Source organism: Rhizobium sp. RHZ02 (assembly GCF_014851575.1).
In the GTDB taxonomy this organism is placed as follows: Bacteria; Pseudomonadota; Alphaproteobacteria; order Rhizobiales; family Rhizobiaceae; genus Rhizobium; species Rhizobium altiplani.
Genome location: NZ_JACUZX010000002.1, coordinates 498,483 through 515,693 on the forward strand (window position 1 = coordinate 498,483; position 17,211 = coordinate 515,693).

The window sequence follows — 17,211 nt, forward strand, 5'->3', positions numbered from 1 at the left end:
TCAGGCTTCCATGTCTGTTTTGGCCGGAGGCGTGGCAAATGCGAAAAGCATAATTCCAAGCGCGCGCCGGACGGCAAAATGCAGGAGGATGGCTTCGACGCCCATGGCCGAGGCCGTGGCGATCGCCGCACCCTCGATACCCAGTCTTGGGATGAGGAGCAGGTTGAGGCTGATGTTCGCTGCCAGCGCTCCGGCATAGAGCAGAACGCAGACGTTCTGCTTGCCAGCCATCATCAGCAGCGTCTCCGCCGGTCCGACCAGGGCTTTGGCGAGGATGCCCGCCAGCAGGATTGCCATCACGATATAGCCAGCGGTGAAAGCGCCGCCAAAGAGCGAGAGCAGAAAATGGCCGGCGGCGACAACGGCCAGGCCGATGGCGAGCGCGGGCCAGAAGGTCCATCGCGCGGCGTCGATCGCAGCAGCCGCGAGCTGCTCGCGTGTCCCCTCGGCGATGAGGCTTGAAAAGCGCGGACCGGATGCCGCCTTCACGGAGAAATTGATGAAGTGGACCAGCGCCATCGTCTTGGCGGCGGCGAAATAGATCGCGACGTCGTGCGGTTCGAGGAAGATGCCGACCACGACCACATCAGAATTGGTCAACAGGAAGCTGACCCCCTCGATAAGGAAGATTGGGAAGGCGACACCAAGCCAACCGAGAAAGTCGACCTCGCGCGGACCCTCTTGGTAATGGCGGCGCAGTCGCAAGAGCGTTGCGACGTATTGGCCGACGGTGGTGACATAGGTCGCGATGAGTGCGGCCTGCATCGCCGTCATCGCGGTGCGCGGCGCGCCAAGCCCGATCGCAGTCAGCATGAAAAGAATGATGAGGACCGGCCGTACGATGTAGGCAGGACTCAACGCCATGACAGGCCAGTGATTGGCCCGCGACGTGCCTTCGAGAATATCACCGAGGGCGATCATCGGCATGGCGACCAGTCCGAGGAAGATCGGGATGACATAATAACCCTCGATCCTGTCGCGGAAGAGATGCAGGGCGATCATGCCGATGACAAGAGCGGCCGTGCCGGAGAGCAATCCGAAGATGCGGGCGGTGCCGGTCAGTCCGCGGATCTTCTCAAAAGAGCCGGCCGCCTTGTATTGCGGCAGGAACCGCACGACGGCGGTGTGGAAGCCCAGGCAGGAAAGATCGCCGAAGAGGACGATCAGCACCCAGACGAATACAAAAATTCCGTACTCATATTCGCCCATGAGGCGGGCCAATACGATTTGCGACAGAAAGGCGAGGGCGGCGCTGACGATGCGGATGGAAAAGGCGGTCAGCGCCATGCGCTGAGCTGTAGCCTTATCGCCGCGCGCAGTCAGAGCGGTCACAAACGAGCGCAGCAGGCGACTTCCCGCCGGGCGCAGACCCGCAGGCAGCATCTTTTCCGCCGTCTCAATGACCGCCATCACAAACACGCAAAACTCTTCAGGCAAATCGTCGTCGAAGTCTTGGCAGAACGGCGTTAAGAAACGGTTGTGACACCGTCATTCGTGCCAACGGCTGGAACGCCAGAAATCAGCTGCCTGCATGGGAAAGCGCACGTTCGATCAGTCGGTCGAGAACCTCGGCATAGCTGACGCCACTGGCGGCCATGGCCTTGGCATACATGCTAATATTGGTGAAGCCGGGTATGGTGTTGAGTTCGTTGACGACGAAGGACATGTCGGGCGTGAGAAAGAAATCGACCCTCGCCATTCCATCGCAGCCGAGCGCTTTGAAGGCATTGGTCGCTGTGCGGCGCAGTTCTTCCCCGATCTCCTTCGGCAGTTGCGCGGGAACTCTGAGCGCTGCGCCATTCTCGTCGATATACTTGGCCTCGTAGCTATAAAAGCCGTGGGTTTCGGCGGGCACTATCTCGCCGGGCAGTGATACGAAGAGCGAACCATCGGCGTGTTCGAGCACGCTGAATTCAATCTCGCGGCCGGTGATGAATTCCTCTGCCAGCAGCTTGCGGTCGTGCCTGAAGCCTTCGGCGAGGGCGGCGGCGTAGTTGTCGGCGTCGGCTACCTTACTGACGCCGACGGAAGAGCCCTGGCGCGCGGGCTTGATGAAAAGCGGAAGGCCGAGTTTTTTTACAACATCAGCGAAGGGCGGCTCCGCGCCTTCTTCGATGCAGACGGCCTTCGCGACCGGTAGACCAGCCTCCTTCAACAGGCGCTTGGCGATATCCTTGTCGATGGCCGTTGCCGAGCCGAGGATGCCACAGCCTGCGAGCGGCACGCGGGCGACGGCGGCCAGTCCCTGTACCGATCCGTCCTCGCCGTGCATGCCATGCAGGACGGGAAACAGGATGTTGATCGGCGGAACTTCGTATGGAGCTGCATTCGCGGGAATGGCTAGCAGGCGGCCCCGACCGCCGGGCAGCAGCGTCAATTCCGGAGCGTCGCCGACGGTTGCTGCGGTCGACAGTTCCGTCTGCCGTGCCATCAGCAACCACCGCCCTTCCTTCGTCACGTAGATGGGAAGAACGTCGTAGCGGTCACGATCGAGCGCATTGACGACATTGGTTGCCGACAGGATTGAGACATCGTGCTCGGGCGAACGCCCGCCGAAGAGGACAGCGACCCGCAGGCGCGAGGCTGTGGGCCGGTCAGTTTCCGTAGAACGCGTGTTCGGCATGATGATTTTCTGCTCGGATGGGTCTGTTGAGGTTGTCAGAGAATGATGGCCACGCCGCGATTGGCGAAGAAGCGGTCGAAGGTTGGGAGCGGCAGTACGACGTCTGCCTGGCTTTGAGCGTCATGGCCGGATGGATTGTGGAAACGGATCGTTCCGGGCGATGCCGCCGTTACCAGTACGAGATGGCCGCCGCGCGACGGCGGCTCGCGATCCGGCCACCGGATCTGGCTGTTGACCGAGGCGATGAAGAATGTGTTCCTGCGAAGCAATTCGGGAATATCAGTGGTCGGCAGATTGGTGATCGTTTCGGCCTTGAGGCCGAAGGCCCGCCCGACGAAGGTGACGAACGGCGCATAGATCAATCCCTTGATCGATTGATCCGCCTCGTTGACGACGTACCCGCCAAAAGCAGTGCAGGCCCGTGCCAGGTCGATGGTCCGGTGCATCTCGCCGCGTGCGGCAAGTGCCATCTTCAGGCATGCCATGCCGCAGATATTGACCGCCCAGCGGGCATATTCTTCGACCGTCTCGGCGCCAGACTGGTGCCAGAGCGGATCGCTCAATAATACAGACGAGCCGCTTTCAAGCACAGGCAGCGTCATCGACGCCGTTTCCCACTGGCTGAAATAGGGAACCGCTCGGGCGCAAGCGTTCATCTCTTCCTCGGCAATCAAAACGAATATGGTCGCAAACTCGGCGAACAAAGCGACAGTTCTGTGGCTGAAGTGTGCGCTGATTATTAAATCAGGAGTTGTGAAGGGGCTGGGCGCGAGCGACAACTGGGCGGACAAAAAAACCCTCGCGACGTTTCCGTCGCGAGGGCCTTGTTTCTAGCTTACCGGCCGGCTCAAGCCTGTGCGAAGGCGCCGTGGCAATGCTTGAACTTCTTGCCGGAGCCACAGGGGCAAGGCTCGTTGCGGCCGACATGACCCCAGGTCGACGGGTCGGTCGGATTGCGGTTTTCCGGGGCGACAACCACTTCCGAGGCCAGGAACGCGGGCGCGAAATCGTCTTCGCCCGTATTCGGATCGAGGTGGTGCGCCTGCATGAACGGAGGTTCCGGCTCCGCAGGTGCCTGCTGCACGAGTTCGACGCGCATCAGCTGTGCGGTGACGGCTTCACGCAGGTTGTTCAGGAGCGAGGTGAAGAGCTCGAACGCTTCCGACTTGTATTCCTGCAGCGGATCGCGCTGTGCGTAGCCACGGAAGCCGATGACGGAGCGCAGGTGGTCGAGGTTGACGATATGCTCGCGCCACAGGTGGTCGAGCGTCTGCATGACGATCGAGCGCTCGACATAGTGCATGATGTCGTCGCCAAAGCGTTCGGCCTTCTCCGTGAAAGCCGCATTGGATGCTTCCGTCAGGCGCTCGCGAATGCTGTCCTCGCCGATACCTTCCTCCTTAACCCAGTCCTCAACCGGCAGATCGAGGTTGAGCAAGGCTGCTGTCCGCTCCTTCAGGCCAACGGCATCCCACTTCTCGGCATAGGCGCGCTCGGGGATGTGCTTCTCGACGAGATCGTCGATGACCTCGCGGCGCATGTCGGAGACGGTCTCGGAAATATTGGCCGCTTCCATCAACTCGAGGCGCTGTTCGAAGATCACCTTGCGCTGATCGTTCAGAACGTCGTCGTATTTCAGGAGGTTTTTGCGGATGTCGAAGTTGCGGGCTTCGACCTTCTTCTGCGCGCGCTCCAGAGCCTTGTTGATCCAGGGATGAACGATGGCTTCGCCCTCCTTGAGACCGAGCTTCTGCAGCATGCTATCCATGCGGTCGGAACCGAAGATGCGCATCAGGTCGTCCTGAAGCGACAGGTAGAACTTGGAACGGCCAGGGTCGCCCTGACGGCCGGAACGGCCGCGCAGCTGGTTGTCGATGCGGCGGCTCTCGTGGCGCTCGGTCGCGATGACATAAAGGCCACCGGCGGCAAGTGCCTGCTCCTTGAGCTGCTTGATCTCCTCGCGGATCCCTTCGATCTTTGCGTCGCGCTCGGGGCCGGGCTCGATCTCGCCAAGATCGCGTTCGACACGCATTTCAAGGTTGCCGCCGAGCTGAATGTCCGTACCGCGGCCCGCCATGTTGGTGGCGATCGTTACCGCACCTGGCACGCCGGCCTGCGCGACAATATACGCTTCCTGCTCGTGGTAGCGGGCGTTCAGGACCTGGAAGTCCTTGAAGCCCTGCTTGCGCATCATCTCGGCGAGCAGTTCCGACTTTTCGATCGAGGTCGTGCCGACGAGAACCGGCTGGCCGCGCTTCTGAGCGTCCGCGATCTCGGCAATGATAGCCTTGTATTTCTCTTCAAAGGTCCGATAGACCTCGTCGTCTTCGTCGGTACGCTTGATCGGCAGGTTGGTCGGCACTTCGACAACCTCGAGGCCGTAGATGTTGCCGAATTCTTCCGCTTCCGTCTGCGCCGTACCGGTCATGCCGGCGAGTTTGCCGTACATACGGAAGTAATTCTGGAAAGTGATCTGCGCCAGCGTCTGGTTTTCCGGCTGGATGGTCACCCTTTCCTTGGCTTCCAGAGCCTGGTGCTGGCCTTCCGAGTAGCGGCGGCCCGGCATCATGCGGCCGGTGAACTCGTCGATGATGACGATCTCGTCGTTGCGGACAATGTAGTCCTTGTCGCGCTGGAACAGCTTGTGGGCCTTGAGCGCGTTGTTGACGTGGTGGACGATCGCCACGTTCTCGATGTCGTAGAGCGACTGGCCCTTCAGCAGGCCAGCCTGGCGCAACAGGTTTTCCAGCTTCTCAGTGCCTTCTTCGGAGAAGTTGGCTGAGCGCTGCTTTTCGTCGATCTCGTAGTCGCCTTCGCTCAGTTGCGGAATGAAGGCGTCGATGGTGTTGTAGAGGTCGGAGCGGTCGTCCAGCGGACCGGAAATGATCAGCGGCGTGCGCGCTTCGTCGACGAGGATCGAGTCCACTTCGTCGACGATCGCGAAGTTGTGGCCGCGCTGGACCATCTGGTTCTTCTCGTACTTCATGTTATCGCGCAGATAGTCGAAGCCGAGTTCGTTGTTGGTCGCGTAAGTGATGTCGCAGTTATAGGCGGCAGCGCGCTCCTCGTCCGACAGGCCGTGGACGATGACGCCCGTGGTCAGGCCGAGGAAGCCATAGATCTTGCCCATGGTCGCGGCGTCGCGGCGGGCGAGGTAGTCGTTCACGGTGACAACGTGGACGCCCTTGCCGGCGAGTGCGTTCAAGTAGACCGGCAACGTGGCAACAAGCGTCTTGCCCTCACCGGTCTTCATTTCCGCGATGTCGCCGTCATGAAGGATCATGCCGCCGATCAGCTGTACGTCAAAAGGTCGCAGGCCGAGAACGCGGCGCGAAGCCTCGCGCACAACGGCGAACGCAGGCACAAGGATGTCGTCGAGCGTCTTGCCGTCTGCCAGCATCTTGCGGAATTCGACGGTCTGGGCAGCCAGCTGCTCGTCGCTCAAAGCCTTCGTCTTTTCTTCGATGGCGTTGATGGCTGCGACTTTCGGCTGGAAGGACCGCACGCGGCGATCATTGGCAGAGCCAAATATTTTGCGGGCTATACCGCCAAAGCTGACCATATGACTGGTCCTTTCTCAATAATATTCCCCGGCTTTTCTTATCCGCTGCCCGGCCGAATTTCAGGCACACGTCTCGAAACGCCAGGAAACTGTTCTGGACGCGAGGTTGCGTGACAGATAAGAGGGGGGTCGAATGATGTCAACGGATTTGGCTGATATACAAAGGCCACATTCCAGTGTTGATGGCTGTTTCAGGCTGAATTCACGAAGCTGAAGCCGGTGGGTGTAACTGTGAAGGGTTATTTGATGTTGAACTACAACAAAATCGCTGTGATGGCGTTCGCAACCTTCGTTGCGTTCCAGGCGCCGGTCCGTGCGGAAGACAAGCCGGATGCCGTCGTCGCCAAGGTCGGCGATGTCGAAATTCATCAGTCCGATCTCGATCTGGCCGTTGCCAATCTCGACCCGCAGCTCGCCCAGCTGCCGGACGACCAGAAGAAGATCGCCGCCCTGTCCGCCGCCATCGACGTCAAGCTGCTGGCACTGGACGCAACGGCCGAAAAGCTCGACCAGAACGCCGAATTCAAGAAGCGCATGCAGTATCTCGCTGATCGCGAACTGCACAACGCCTACTTCAAGAAGCACGTCGTCGACACGGTGACCGACGCGGACGTCAAGGCGCGCTACGACAAGGAAGTCGCAGCACTTCCGAAGCAGGAAGAAGTTCACGCCCGCCACATTCTCGTGAAGACCGAGGACGAGGCCAAGGACGTCATCAAGCAGCTGGACGCCGGCAAGAGCTTCGCGGATCTGGCGAAGGAAAAGTCCACCGATCCGAACAAGGCTGACGGTGGCGATCTCGGCTATTTCACCAAGGGCCGCATGGTCAAGGAATTCGAAGAGGCCGCCTTCGCCCTTGACAAGGGCACCTACACCAAGACCCCCGTGAAGACCGATTTCGGCTATCACGTTATCCTGGTCGAAGATAAGCGCGACGCCGCTCCACCAGCCTTCGATCAGGTCAAGGACCAGGTTCGCCAGCTCGTCATGCGCGACAAGTACCTTGCGCTTCTCGCCTCTGCCAAGGAAAAGTCCAAGGTCGAGATCACCGACGAAGCGCTGCGCAAGGGCTATGACGACGCCAACAAGCAGCCGCAGCCGGGTGATGAACCCGCCGCGCAGCCGCAGCAGTAAAATCCAAAGTTTAGGGCCCGGTTCTTCCGGGCCCTTCACTATAGCAGTTGTCGTATTTCCGCAGGGCGAGCCGGCTTATACTTCGCCCTGAAAATCCTTCCAGCCACCAGGTCGATTGCCATGTCCGGTTCCGTTTCTCCGCTCGCTCCGAAATCCTATGCCAATGTGCCCGCCCTGCGCGGCGTGCGCATGGCCACTGCCTCAGCCGGCATCAAGTACAAGAACCGCACCGACGTACTGATGATGGTGTTCGACAAGCCGGCCGCAGTCGCGGGCGTTTTTACGCGCTCGAAGTGCCCTTCGGCGCCGGTCGATTTCTGCCGCGCAAACCTGCCGCATGGCACAGCACGCGCTGTCGTCGTCAATTCCGGCAATGCGAATGCTTTCACTGGTTTGAAGGGGCGCGACGCGACTGCCCTGACGGCAAAGTCGGCAGCGGCTGCCGTCGGTTGCGGCGAGAACGAGGTCTACCTCGCGTCGACCGGTGTCATCGGGGAACCGCTGGACGCGACGAAGTTCTCTGGCGTTCTCGACCAGATGCACAAGGATGCGACCGGTGACTTCTGGTTCGAGGCCGCCAAGGCGATCATGACCACAGACACCTATCCGAAGGTCGCCACCCGCAGTGCCGAGATCGGCGGCGTGAAGGTGACGATCAATGGCATTGCCAAGGGCGCCGGCATGATTGCGCCTGATATGGCGACCATGCTTTCCTTCGTGGTCACCGATGCCGATATTGCTCCCGCCGCCCTGCAGTCGCTCCTATCCGCGGGCGTTGATCCGACGTTCAATTCGATGACGGTCGACAGCGATACCTCGACCTCTGATACGTTGATGCTGTTTGCCACCGGCGCGGCTGCCGAGGACGGTCAGGCTCGGGTCGAGAGCGCCGATGACGCCCGCCTTGCCTCGTTCCGCGCTGCGCTCAATGATCTTCTGAAGGATCTTGCCCTGCAGGTCGTGCGCGACGGCGAAGGTGCGACGAAGATGCTGGAGATCACGGTGACTGGGGCCGAAAGCGATGCCGCGGCCAAGAAGATCGCGCTGTCGATCGCCAATTCGCCGCTGGTCAAGACCGCGGCCGCCGGCGAGGACGCCAACTGGGGCCGTATTGTCATGGCCGTCGGCAAGTCCGGTGAAATGGCCGACCGCGATCGGCTGGCTATCTGGTTCGGCGATGTGCGTGTTGCCGTCAACGGCGAGCGCGACGCCGTCTATTCCGAGCAAGCTGCAACCAACGTCATGAAAAAGCAGGATATTCCTGTGAAGGTCGACATCGGTCTTGGAAACGGCACCGCCACGGTCTGGACGTGCGACCTTACAAAGGAGTATGTCGCCATCAACGGTGACTACCGGAGCTGATTTTTCATTGACTGAAGCATTATCCAAGAAGGCAAATCTGCCACTCGTGCGCAGGCTGGAGGCTGTCGGCTTCCGGGCTTGGCCAGCCTCATCCGTGCAGTACGACGGCAGTTGGCAGATACGGCTGACGGCGGGGCATCCGTCCAATCGGCTGAATTCGATCGTGCCGCTCGATCCTTCAGATCACCGCGATGTCGAAATCCGTCTTGCCAAGGCAGGCCGCAAGTTCGAAGCCTATGGCCGCCCGGCAGTTCTGCGTCAGACGCCGCTCGCCTCGCCGGTATTGATCGACCTCGTGCGGGAACAGCAGTGGTCATCCTTCGACGAGACGATCGTCATGACCTGCGATCTTGCGCATGCGGAACTGCCGGATACGCTCGATCATCTGCCGACTCACGATATTGGCCGCTTCGTGGATGCCAATCTGGCAACCGACGGCGTCTCGTCCAAGCTCAAGCCGGCGCTCGCCGAAATCATCAATGCGATCAAGCCGCCGTCGGGCCTGTTCATGATCGAAGATGCGGAAACGGGGCCGCTTGCGACCGTTCTCTGCGTTCAGGACAACGACCTCGCCGGCATCATGTCGCTCTCCGTCGCCAAGGAGCGCCGCCGCGAGGGCCTTGGCATGGAAATCCTGACATCGGCCCTGCGCTGGGCCAGGATGCGCACCGCCCGTTCCGCCTGGTTGCAGGTGAAGGCGACGAACGCTCCGGCCCTGGCACTCTACGAACGGCTCGGCTTCCGTGAAGCCTACCGCTATTCCTACTGGCGGCAGGAGCCGTCACGATGAGCGAGGCAGCCCGAAACATCCTTCTCGTTGCCGCTTGTGCCCTGATCGATGCCGACGGGCGAATTCTGTTGGCGCAACGCCCCGAGGGAAAATCGCTTGCGGGGCTTTGGGAGTTTCCCGGTGGCAAAGTGGAGCCGGGCGAGACGCCGGAGGAATCATTGGTGCGCGAGCTTCACGAGGAGCTCGGGATCACGACCAAGGTCGCCTGCCTGGCGCCCCTGACTTTCGCGAGCCATACCTATGAGAAATTCCATCTGCTGATGCCGCTCTATGTCTGCCGGCGCTATGAAGGAATTCCGCACGGGAAAGAGGGGCAGGCGTTGAAATGGGTGAAGCCGCAAGCTCTGCGCGACTACCCGATGCCGCCCGCTGACGAGCCCCTGATCCCGATGTTGCAGGATTTACTTTAGGAACTTCTGATTATTATCCAGTAAGCGTCGAATTTGGGTGTGGATATTAATCGATCGTTTAACACCTTCTGCCAAATATCGGCCTCAATCAAGCAACTGGCGTGTGTGTAGAAGGCTTGACGCATGGACGACGATTTCTGGAAAGCTGTTAGAGAGAAAGAACAGGCCTCGACTGGCTCGAGCAGAACGGGAGTGCTGAATATTGCGCTGCTGTTTGGCACGGCCGTTGTTGCCCTCACTTTGATCTTGACGCCGATGCTTGCTGACAAGTCCAGGTCGAGCGTCTTTGCCAGCGCGCCGTCGGAATTCGATACGATGACAACGGGCTCGATACCGAAGACCGAGAACGGCAAACGCTACACGATCCGCCGCAGCGTGCTTCAGGAAACGCCGGGTTCTGTTTGCGTGGTTCAGGGTTACGGAAGCGGAGCTGGTTGCTGATACTGGCGTTGCTGCCGCGGCAGACGCAACGTGATGAAGGACTGCCGCTTTAGCGCCGAGGTTGGCATGCGACTAATAAGGGCATTTCTGGCAGACGTCCGTGGCGCGGCCGCGATCGAATACGGCCTGATTGCGGCCCTCATATCCGTGGCTCTCATCGGTGGAGCGCGGGCGCTTGGTGGCGATATCAACGGCCTTTTGAGCAATATCGCCAACCAGTTCCCGAACTGAGCCGATTTCTACTGCTTCAGCTTATGCTCCTCGACCTTCAACGCATCGGCGAGCCTCACCTTCGCCGATCCTGGGCGAAGCGGCTTCTGCTGGCTTTCGTGCGGTGCCCATCCCGAGACATAGATGATCGAGAAGGTTGCCCTGATCCGGCCGTCCGGATCGGCGTATCGCTCGGCATAGATTTCAGCCGCCCGTAGGAAGAAGGCGCGCGTCAGAGGTTTGCGGCTGCGCGCAAGAAGCGGATTGGTCATTCCCATCGCCCGCAGGTCTTTCATCAGCGGAAAGATCGAGTCGTAGCGGACCGTATAGGTCTCTGCATCGATCACGGGCAGGGCGAAACCGGCGCGCTGCATGAGACCGCCGACGTCGCGCACGTCGGCGAAAGGGATGACCCGTGGGCTCGCACCTCCGGTCATTTCGATTTCTGTCGCCAGCAGGATCTCGCGCAGCTCCTGCAATGTGCCCGATCCAGGGATCGCGGCAAGAAAGAGCCCATCGGGTTTCAAGGCGCGACGGATCTGGATGAAGACGCCCGGCGTGTCGTTGGTCAAGTGAAGGCTGAGCGGGGCCAGCACGAGGTTTGCCGACTGTGGCTCCAGGGGAACCTCTTCCAGAGCAGCCTCGATGATAGCCTCGCCCGCTTCCGCATAGGCGTGCTCGCTTTCGACCCGTGTCAGTTGCCTGACCTTGCCGGTTGCGATCGCAGCGCGGGCCGCAGCCCCGGTGGCGCCATGCAGCTCGACCGCATGTTCGAAGGTCCGTTCGACCACGGCAAGACGCTCGCCGAGTTCTTCCGCGGCGATATCGAGAAGGAAGGTCGCCTTAGGGTCATGGTGGAGACGGGCGCGATGCCGGTTTACTGCGATCCGGGCCTGGTCGAAGATCATATCCATGGCGCAGTGCATAGTCCCGCAGAACCGGTGCTGCAAGGCGATTTTCCTCGAAGGCGAAACGCGCTAAGCTTTCGCGAGAGGGTTGGGGCAGTGGGGCTTGGGAGACGACGATCGCCTATGAAGTTGGATGGGACGCTTCTAATGCGTCCCTTCGGGCGCTTGGTCGACTTTGTCTATCCGCCGGGATGCGTGGTTTGCGGCATCGCCACCGGTCGCCACAACGGCCTTTGTCCGACGTGCTGGTCCGGACTGCGCTTTATCGAACGGCCGTATTGCGAAATCCTCGGGATACCGTTCTCGCATGATCTCGGTTCCGGCATTCTCAGCGCCGAGGCGATTGCCAATCCGCCGCCGTTCGACCGGCTGCGGTCAGCCGCCTTTCATGACGAGCCGGTGCGCCAGTTGGTGCATGGCCGGAAATACCGCGACAGAACGGATCTCGCGCCAATGATGGCCGAATGGATGCTACGCGCGAGTGACGGGATGGTGGAGCGGTGTGACGCCATCCTGCCGGTACCGCTGCATCGAAGCCGCATGTTCTCGCGCAAATTCAACCAGGCTGCAGAGCTGGCGCGTCATCTGGCGCAGCGATCCGGAAGGGCGCTTCTGCCGGCAACGCTGATGCGCGTCAAGCGCACCCGCCCTCAGGTGGGTCTCGGCGCAGATGCGCGCGAGGAAAATGTTCGCGGTGTCTTTGCCATTGCCAAGGCGCGGGACAACGACGTCTTCGGCAAGCGGCTTGTCCTTGTCGATGATGTCTACACGACCGGTGCCACGGTTGCCGCGGCGGCAAAAGTACTGCGCAAGGCCGGAGCGGCGGACATCACGGTTTTGACCTTTGCAAGGGCTCTTTCAGAAACTATATGACGAAAAGATAACCGTATTGTCTGGAGACCCCATGGCACCCGTGACCATTTATACGCGCCAAGCCTGCGGCTACTGCGCGCGCGCCAAATCGCTGCTGTCCGAAAAGGGCGTGGATTTCGTCGAGCACGATGCGACCTTTGCGCCGGAACTTCGCCAGGAAATGATCGGCAAGGCCAACGGCCGCACGACGTTCCCGCAGATTTTCATTGGCGAGCAGCACGTCGGCGGATGCGATGATCTCTATGCGCTGGATCGGGCCGGCGGGCTTGATCCTCTGCTTGCCGCGTAAGGAAGTGCGATGACGTTTACGGCTGCCGCCATCCAGATGTGCTCCGGCGTCGATCCCGAGAGGAACGCTGCCGCGATGGCGCGCCTCGTCCGCGACGCTGCGGGCCAGGGCGCGATCTATGTGCAGACACCTGAGATGACAGGCATGCTGCAGCGCGATCGTGCCGCTGCCAAGGCACTGCTTCGCGACGAAACCAATGACGTCATCGTGCGGACAGGTTCGGAATTGGCCCGGGAGCTCGGCATCTTCATGCATGTGGGCTCGACCGCTATTGCGCTCGATGACGGCAAGCTTGCCAACCGCGGCTACCTCTTCGGGCCTGATGGCAAGATCCTTAATCGTTACGACAAGATCCATATGTTCGATGTCGATCTCGACAACGGCGAAAGCTGGCGCGAGAGCGCTGCCTACCGGCCGGGGTCCGAGGCGCGCGTGTTGTCGCTTCCCTTTGCTGAAATGGGCTTTGCGATCTGTTATGACGTTCGCTTCCCCACCCTTTTCCGCGCCCAGGCTGTTGCCGGCGCCGAAGTGATGACGGTGCCTGCTGCCTTCACGAAGCAGACCGGCGAAGCACATTGGGAAATCCTGCTTCGGGCACGCGCGATCGAGAATGGCGTTTTTGTGATTGCCGCTGCTCAGGCCGGGCACCACGAGGACGGGCGTGAGACCTTTGGTCATTCGATGATCGTCGATCCCTGGGGCCGCGTTCTGGCTTCGGCCGGGCCGGAGGGCGAAGCCGTCATCCTTGCCGACATTGATACGGCGGCCGTCAAGTCAGCTCATGACAAGATTCCCAATCTGAAAAACGGCCGTGATTTCTCAATCGAGAGGGTTCCAGGGGCAGTCGCAGGAGGCGTGGCCGCTTGATCCGTTATTCGCTGCGTTGTGAAAATGCCCACGAATTCGAAGGCTGGTTTTCCGAAAGTGCCGATTTCGATCGCCAGATCGCATCAGGATTCCTGACCTGTCCCGCCTGCAACTCCGCATCCATCTCCAAGCTCCTGATGGCGCCTTCGGTTTCGACGGCGCGCAAGAAGGATGAATTGCAGACGCTGGCGATGGATACGATGCGGCGCGACGCGTTGCAGAAGCTGAAAGAGGCTGTTGCGACGATCAGGGCCAATTCCGAGGATGTCGGAACGCGGTTTCCCGAGGAGGCCCGCAAGATACATTACGGGGAAAGCGACGCCCGCGGCATCATCGGGCAGACCACGATGGATGAGGCCCAAGCGCTTTTGGACGAAGGCATCGAAATCGCGGCCCTGCCTGTTTTGCCCGACGATGTGAATTGAGCTAGTGCGCGCTGTAGGCGCCATCCACGAGATGGTAGCTGCCGGTGATGAAGCTTGCCTGCTCCGACAATAAGAAACAGACGAGAGCTGCCACTTCTTCGGGCGTGCCGCGCCGGCCCATCGGCTGCAGTGCTTCCATGCGACGGCTGCTCGCAATATCACGATGTTCCGATGAGAGTGGTGTCTCAATCCAGCCGGGACCGACCGCATTGATGCGGATTCCCAGGCGGGCATATTCTATCGCCGCCGCCTTTGTCAGTCCCACGACGCCGTGTTTAGCCGCCGTATAGGCGCATGCGATCGGCAGTGCGACGGCACCGAGCACGGAGGATACATTGACGATCGCACCGCCGCCGCGGGCCAGCATCGCTCCGATCTCGTATTTCATGCAGTAGAAAACGCTGTTGAGGTTGACGTCCATCAGCTTGTGCCAGTTGTCGAGCGGATAATCTCCCGTCGCCCTGCGCACGCCGTCGACGCCGGCATTGTTGACCGCAAGATGGAGGCCGCCGCAGGTTTCGGCGACCGTTTTGACCAGCTTTTCAACAGCTGCAGCATCGGTCACGTCGACCGCAAAATGGCGAGATTTGCCTCCTTTTTCGCGAATCTCCGTTGCAACCCGCTCCGCTGCTTCCACATTGATATCGGCGACGACAACTTCCGCGCCCTCCTCGGCCAACTGACGGGAGATGGCCGCGCCAATGCCTGAGCCGGCGCCGGTGACGATCGCTACTTTTCCTTCGAAACCAAGATTCATCGTTATTTGCTATCGCTCCCCTGCGACAAGGTCAATTCAAACGCGAACAGCTGCCAACCTCCCGGAAGCCCCGCGAAACGCGCCGGCGCCGCGGCGCGAAGCGTCTCAACCTAGCTTCGCGGCGCCCATTGCCGCAAGAGGCGCCCTCCGACACGGCGACATTATGAAGAACTTATACAACGACAGGGAGGTTTCTGCACAGAAGAGCGCTTGAGCGGTCCACCGATGACTTGGCCTGAATACAACAGGATGCTAAAGGAAAGCGATAGGGCTCACCATAATCAGCAGGTAACGATGGATAACGACCATATTACGCGCCGTGGCCTAGTCTTGGGCTGTGTGGCATTGATGACCTCTGGATGCACCACGGCGAGTTGGCCGATAGGGTCTCCCTTTTCTTCGAATGGCGTCAGCTACCGCAACCGGCGGCGTGAGGTTGCATATTCGGGCGGCGAGGCGCCGGGCAGTATCGTCGTCAACACCTACGAACGTTACCTCTACTACGTTGAGGACGAAGGCCGCGCGACACGCTATGGCGTGGCAGTCGGCGAGGAAGGTCTTACTCTGAAGGGCAATGCCGTTGTCGGGCGGAAGGCCGAGTGGCCATCGTGGACGCCGACCGCGAGCATGATCGAACGCAAGCCGCGTTTGGCGCAGTATGCTGGGGGCGTTCCCGGAGGGGAAAACAACCCTCTGGGCGCCGCGGCGCTTTATCTTTACCAAGGCGGGCGGGATACCTATTTCCGGATCCACGGAACGAACGAGCCCTGGCTGATCGGACAGGCCGTGTCGAATGGTTGCATCCGCATGACCAATGAAGACATCGTTCACCTCTACAGCCGGGCGCCCATTGGGACCGGCGTTTTGGTCGTATGATACTTACATTTTGTATCGATATTGCCACCCTCTGTTAGCTTTGCGCGTCGCCTGTGCGACGCGACGGCTAGGTGTGCCCTTTCTGCACTTGGCTTGTCGCTAATTTACCGCTATTAGTAGAATCGTTGCCTTCGATAACCTATTCCATGCTAACGGAGAGGAACTACTTGATGAGCAGAATCCTAATCATGTGCCTTGTTGCTTTGTTTTCCGTTTCGAGCCTGACGGCTTGCGGAGCAGTTGGTAAGGGCAAGGGCAAAGCCCCGCCACCGGTGGCAGAAGCCCCGATCACCAAGTAACATCTGACTTTTGAGTAAGGGGGAGGGACTTTGTGGCCCCTCCCCCAAATCGTTGTCGGAGCCAGGCTGCCTAATGCGCAAATGCGCAACCCTAGGCTGGCATTTCTGTTTGGGTGTCTGTGCTCTTCGATCTCGGAGATGAAGCGTAGCATGACGCTTGCTAAAGGCCACCTATCCCTCCTGATTCTCACCGCGCTCGCGCTCACATCCTGCCAATCTGACGACAAGCCACCGCAACCGAGGTACACCTCGAACGCCAGCGGTGCACAAGTCGCTAAAGCCTCCCAGCGCGAGGGGCAGTATTTCATCGAATTCCGTTCACGCTATGCGCTGACCTATGGCCATACCTATGCGGTGTTCGGACGCCTGAACAAGGCTGGCGGAATGATCAATCCGCAGGTCGCCGGGCTTGCGCCGGCTTCTCCCGACGCCGCGCCTTACGTACTCGGGCATTTCATCCCCGTTCCGGCGTCGACCGGGGCCACGGATGGCGATCTTGAAGAAGCCTATCGTTCGGCAAGCTGGCGCATCCTGCTCACCGAAGCGGAGTACAACAAGACCGTCGCTTACATTCGTGACCTGCAGGCCAAATCGAAGATGTGGCAGGCCACCGTCGACAATTGCAACAATTTCGTCGGCGAGATCGCAAGTTCCATGGGATACAAGACGCCTAGCATCTGGCTTCGTCCGCAAGAGTTCATTACAAAGCTCCGAGAGATGAATACGTGATGCGGAGCGAGCCGTCGGGTCGTTCGGCACCATAGATGGCAGGCGTAGAAGGGCTCCGGTGATCTGAATTGAGCGTCACTCTCATTGGCAAAATCGTGTGGGTGCTTGGCATCATCGCCTGGTATGCCATTCGCTATCCTTCGGAACGCCGCGCGAGGCGCACGAGGGTCGTCAGCGACCGGCGCTCCGGTGTGGAGGCGGCGGGTCTTACGGCTGCGTTGATAGGGCTTGCCTTTATTCCAGGCTTCTACGTCGCAACCGGAAAGCCAGCAGCCGCCGACTACCCTGCTCATCTGTGGGCAGTGATTCTCGGTGCTCTATTGTTTTTCACGGCCATGTGGGTCTTCCGCAGGACGCACAAGGCGCTTGGCCGCAACTGGTCGATCACGCTGCAGATCCGCGAGAAACACGAGCTGATTTCCCACGGCCCCTACGCGCTCGTCCGCCATCCGATGTACACCTCCTTTCTGCTGATGGCGCTTGGCCAGGCCTTTCTGCTCGCGAATTGGGTCGTTGGGCTGGCGGGCCTGATCGGCTTCGCAGTCCTGTTCTTTTTGCGGGTAGACAAGGAGGAGCGGATGATGCTGGAGATTTTCGGTCCCGAGTACCGCGCCTACATGGACCGGACGAAGCGAATTATCCCCTACATCTACTAG

20 protein-coding genes are annotated in these 17,211 nt (G+C 60.2%); 14 read left to right on the plus strand and 6 right to left on the minus strand.

Going from position 1 to position 17,211, the window contains the following annotated elements; genetic code table 11:
- From IB244_RS05300 to secA, 4 genes are all read right to left on the minus strand, one after another.
- A complete protein-coding gene (locus IB244_RS05300) occupies positions 1-1,410 on the minus strand; it encodes a lipopolysaccharide biosynthesis protein (protein WP_018857841.1) in 1,410 nt (469 codons plus the stop codon).
- A 109-nt stretch (positions 1,411-1,519) separates the two neighbouring features.
- Positions 1,520-2,623, minus strand: a complete 1,104-nt coding sequence (locus IB244_RS05305; RefSeq protein ID WP_192303281.1) for a D-alanine--D-alanine ligase family protein — start codon at positions 2,621-2,623, stop codon at positions 1,520-1,522.
- A gap of 35 nt (positions 2,624-2,658) precedes the next feature.
- Positions 2,659-3,279: a C39 family peptidase gene (locus IB244_RS05310; protein WP_192303283.1), complete on the minus strand. Its 621-nt coding sequence runs from the start codon at positions 3,277-3,279 to the stop codon at positions 2,659-2,661.
- A 191-nt stretch (positions 3,280-3,470) separates the two neighbouring features.
- Positions 3,471-6,185 (minus strand): preprotein translocase subunit SecA, encoded by a 2,715-nt coding sequence (gene secA / locus IB244_RS05315; RefSeq protein ID WP_018857844.1) that lies wholly within the window; start codon positions 6,183-6,185, stop codon positions 3,471-3,473.
- Positions 6,186-6,431: 246 nt separating this feature from the next.
- Here secA and IB244_RS05320 point away from each other — a divergent pair, with 246 nt between their 5' ends.
- The 6 genes from IB244_RS05320 to IB244_RS05345 all read left to right on the plus strand — a co-directional run bounded on the left by IB244_RS05320 (position 6,432) and on the right by IB244_RS05345 (position 10,553).
- On the plus strand, positions 6,432-7,319 hold the full coding sequence (locus tag IB244_RS05320) for a peptidylprolyl isomerase (RefSeq protein ID WP_018857845.1): 888 nt from the start codon (positions 6,432-6,434) through the stop codon (positions 7,317-7,319).
- Positions 7,320-7,439: 120 nt separating this feature from the next.
- Positions 7,440-8,681 (plus strand): bifunctional glutamate N-acetyltransferase/amino-acid acetyltransferase ArgJ, encoded by a 1,242-nt coding sequence (argJ, locus tag IB244_RS05325; RefSeq protein WP_018857846.1) that lies wholly within the window; start codon positions 7,440-7,442, stop codon positions 8,679-8,681.
- The gene (locus IB244_RS05330) at positions 8,650-9,471 is read left to right on the plus strand and encodes a GNAT family N-acetyltransferase (RefSeq protein WP_051085593.1); all 822 of its coding nucleotides are present in this window, start codon (positions 8,650-8,652) and stop codon (positions 9,469-9,471) included. The genes argJ and IB244_RS05330 overlap by 32 nt, the downstream gene beginning before the upstream one ends.
- The gene (gene mutT / locus IB244_RS05335) at positions 9,468-9,881 is read left to right on the plus strand and encodes an 8-oxo-dGTP diphosphatase MutT (RefSeq protein ID WP_018857848.1); all 414 of its coding nucleotides are present in this window, start codon (positions 9,468-9,470) and stop codon (positions 9,879-9,881) included. The genes IB244_RS05330 and mutT overlap by 4 nt, the downstream gene beginning before the upstream one ends.
- A gap of 123 nt (positions 9,882-10,004) precedes the next feature.
- Entirely contained in the window at positions 10,005-10,322 is a 318-nt protein-coding gene (locus IB244_RS05340) for a hypothetical protein (RefSeq protein ID WP_018857849.1), read from the plus strand.
- 66 nt (positions 10,323-10,388) lie between these two features.
- Positions 10,389-10,553, plus strand: coding sequence for a Flp family type IVb pilin (locus IB244_RS05345; RefSeq protein WP_025661651.1), 165 nt, complete (start codon positions 10,389-10,391; stop codon positions 10,551-10,553).
- A gap of 8 nt (positions 10,554-10,561) precedes the next feature.
- Here the strand turns inward: IB244_RS05345 and IB244_RS05350 are convergent, their stop codons facing one another.
- Entirely contained in the window at positions 10,562-11,446 is an 885-nt protein-coding gene (locus IB244_RS05350; protein ID WP_025661652.1) for a methyltransferase domain-containing protein, read from the minus strand.
- Positions 11,447-11,563: 117 nt separating this feature from the next.
- On the opposite strand from IB244_RS05350, the gene IB244_RS05355 reads away from it, so the two are divergent.
- Genes IB244_RS05355 through IB244_RS05370 form a run of 4 tightly spaced genes read left to right on the plus strand, consistent with a single transcriptional unit; the run spans position 11,564 to position 13,894 of the window.
- Positions 11,564-12,313 carry a ComF family protein gene (locus IB244_RS05355; protein ID WP_192303285.1) on the plus strand — a complete coding sequence of 250 codons (750 nt, stop codon included), beginning with the start codon at positions 11,564-11,566 and terminating at the stop codon, positions 12,311-12,313.
- 31 nt (positions 12,314-12,344) lie between these two features.
- A complete protein-coding gene (grxC, locus tag IB244_RS05360) occupies positions 12,345-12,602 on the plus strand; it encodes a glutaredoxin 3 (RefSeq protein ID WP_018857853.1) in 258 nt (85 codons plus the stop codon).
- A 9-nt stretch (positions 12,603-12,611) separates the two neighbouring features.
- A complete protein-coding gene (locus IB244_RS05365; RefSeq protein WP_018857854.1) occupies positions 12,612-13,469 on the plus strand; it encodes a carbon-nitrogen hydrolase family protein in 858 nt (285 codons plus the stop codon).
- Positions 13,466-13,894, plus strand: coding sequence for a DUF1178 family protein (locus IB244_RS05370; protein WP_169681327.1), 429 nt, complete (start codon positions 13,466-13,468; stop codon positions 13,892-13,894). The genes IB244_RS05365 and IB244_RS05370 overlap by 4 nt, the downstream gene beginning before the upstream one ends.
- 1 nt (position 13,895) lies before the next feature.
- Here IB244_RS05370 and IB244_RS05375 read toward each other — a convergent pair whose 3' ends face one another.
- A complete protein-coding gene (locus IB244_RS05375) occupies positions 13,896-14,651 on the minus strand; it encodes an SDR family NAD(P)-dependent oxidoreductase (protein WP_018857856.1) in 756 nt (251 codons plus the stop codon).
- Between the two features lie 294 nt (positions 14,652-14,945).
- Here IB244_RS05375 and IB244_RS05380 point away from each other — a divergent pair, with 294 nt between their 5' ends.
- The 4 genes from IB244_RS05380 (at position 14,946) to IB244_RS05395 (ending at position 17,211) form a co-directional block, all read left to right on the plus strand.
- Entirely contained in the window at positions 14,946-15,527 is a 582-nt protein-coding gene (locus IB244_RS05380) for a L,D-transpeptidase (RefSeq protein ID WP_018857857.1), read from the plus strand.
- A 170-nt stretch (positions 15,528-15,697) separates the two neighbouring features.
- On the plus strand, positions 15,698-15,826 hold the full coding sequence (locus IB244_RS05385) for a hypothetical protein (RefSeq protein WP_037075964.1): 129 nt from the start codon (positions 15,698-15,700) through the stop codon (positions 15,824-15,826).
- A gap of 150 nt (positions 15,827-15,976) precedes the next feature.
- Positions 15,977-16,555, plus strand: coding sequence for a hypothetical protein (locus IB244_RS05390; RefSeq protein ID WP_018857858.1), 579 nt, complete (start codon positions 15,977-15,979; stop codon positions 16,553-16,555).
- A gap of 68 nt (positions 16,556-16,623) precedes the next feature.
- A complete protein-coding gene (locus IB244_RS05395) occupies positions 16,624-17,211 on the plus strand; it encodes a protein-S-isoprenylcysteine O-methyltransferase (protein WP_026371855.1) in 588 nt (195 codons plus the stop codon).

Excerpts from the sequence above, each read along its gene's own strand:
- IB244_RS05390 (WP_018857858.1), top strand. The coding sequence starts at position 15,977 with ATGACGCTTGCTAAAGGCCACCTATCCCTCCTGATTCTCACCGCGCTC.
- secA (WP_018857844.1), bottom strand. The coding sequence starts at position 6,185 with ATGGTCAGCTTTGGCGGTATAGCCCGCAAAATATTTGGCTCTGCCAAT.
- IB244_RS05385 (WP_037075964.1), top strand. The coding sequence starts at position 15,698 with ATGAGCAGAATCCTAATCATGTGCCTTGTTGCTTTGTTTTCCGTTTCG.
- IB244_RS05310 (WP_192303283.1), bottom strand. The coding sequence starts at position 3,279 with ATGAACGCTTGCGCCCGAGCGGTTCCCTATTTCAGCCAGTGGGAAACG.
- IB244_RS05320 (WP_018857845.1), top strand. The coding sequence starts at position 6,432 with ATGTTGAACTACAACAAAATCGCTGTGATGGCGTTCGCAACCTTCGTT.
- mutT (WP_018857848.1), top strand. The coding sequence starts at position 9,468 with ATGAGCGAGGCAGCCCGAAACATCCTTCTCGTTGCCGCTTGTGCCCTG.
- IB244_RS05305 (WP_192303281.1), bottom strand. The coding sequence starts at position 2,623 with ATGCCGAACACGCGTTCTACGGAAACTGACCGGCCCACAGCCTCGCGC.
- argJ (WP_018857846.1), top strand. The coding sequence starts at position 7,440 with ATGTCCGGTTCCGTTTCTCCGCTCGCTCCGAAATCCTATGCCAATGTG.
- IB244_RS05340 (WP_018857849.1), top strand. The coding sequence starts at position 10,005 with ATGGACGACGATTTCTGGAAAGCTGTTAGAGAGAAAGAACAGGCCTCG.
- grxC (WP_018857853.1), top strand. The coding sequence starts at position 12,345 with ATGGCACCCGTGACCATTTATACGCGCCAAGCCTGCGGCTACTGCGCG.
- IB244_RS05345 (WP_025661651.1), top strand. The coding sequence starts at position 10,389 with ATGCGACTAATAAGGGCATTTCTGGCAGACGTCCGTGGCGCGGCCGCG.
- IB244_RS05380 (WP_018857857.1), top strand. The coding sequence starts at position 14,946 with ATGGATAACGACCATATTACGCGCCGTGGCCTAGTCTTGGGCTGTGTG.
- IB244_RS05350 (WP_025661652.1), bottom strand. The coding sequence starts at position 11,446 with ATGGATATGATCTTCGACCAGGCCCGGATCGCAGTAAACCGGCATCGC.
- IB244_RS05365 (WP_018857854.1), top strand. The coding sequence starts at position 12,612 with ATGACGTTTACGGCTGCCGCCATCCAGATGTGCTCCGGCGTCGATCCC.
- IB244_RS05330 (WP_051085593.1), top strand. The coding sequence starts at position 8,650 with ATGTCGCCATCAACGGTGACTACCGGAGCTGATTTTTCATTGACTGAA.
- IB244_RS05375 (WP_018857856.1), bottom strand. The coding sequence starts at position 14,651 with ATGAATCTTGGTTTCGAAGGAAAAGTAGCGATCGTCACCGGCGCCGGC.
- IB244_RS05300 (WP_018857841.1), bottom strand. The coding sequence starts at position 1,410 with ATGGCGGTCATTGAGACGGCGGAAAAGATGCTGCCTGCGGGTCTGCGC.
- IB244_RS05355 (WP_192303285.1), top strand. The coding sequence starts at position 11,564 with ATGAAGTTGGATGGGACGCTTCTAATGCGTCCCTTCGGGCGCTTGGTC.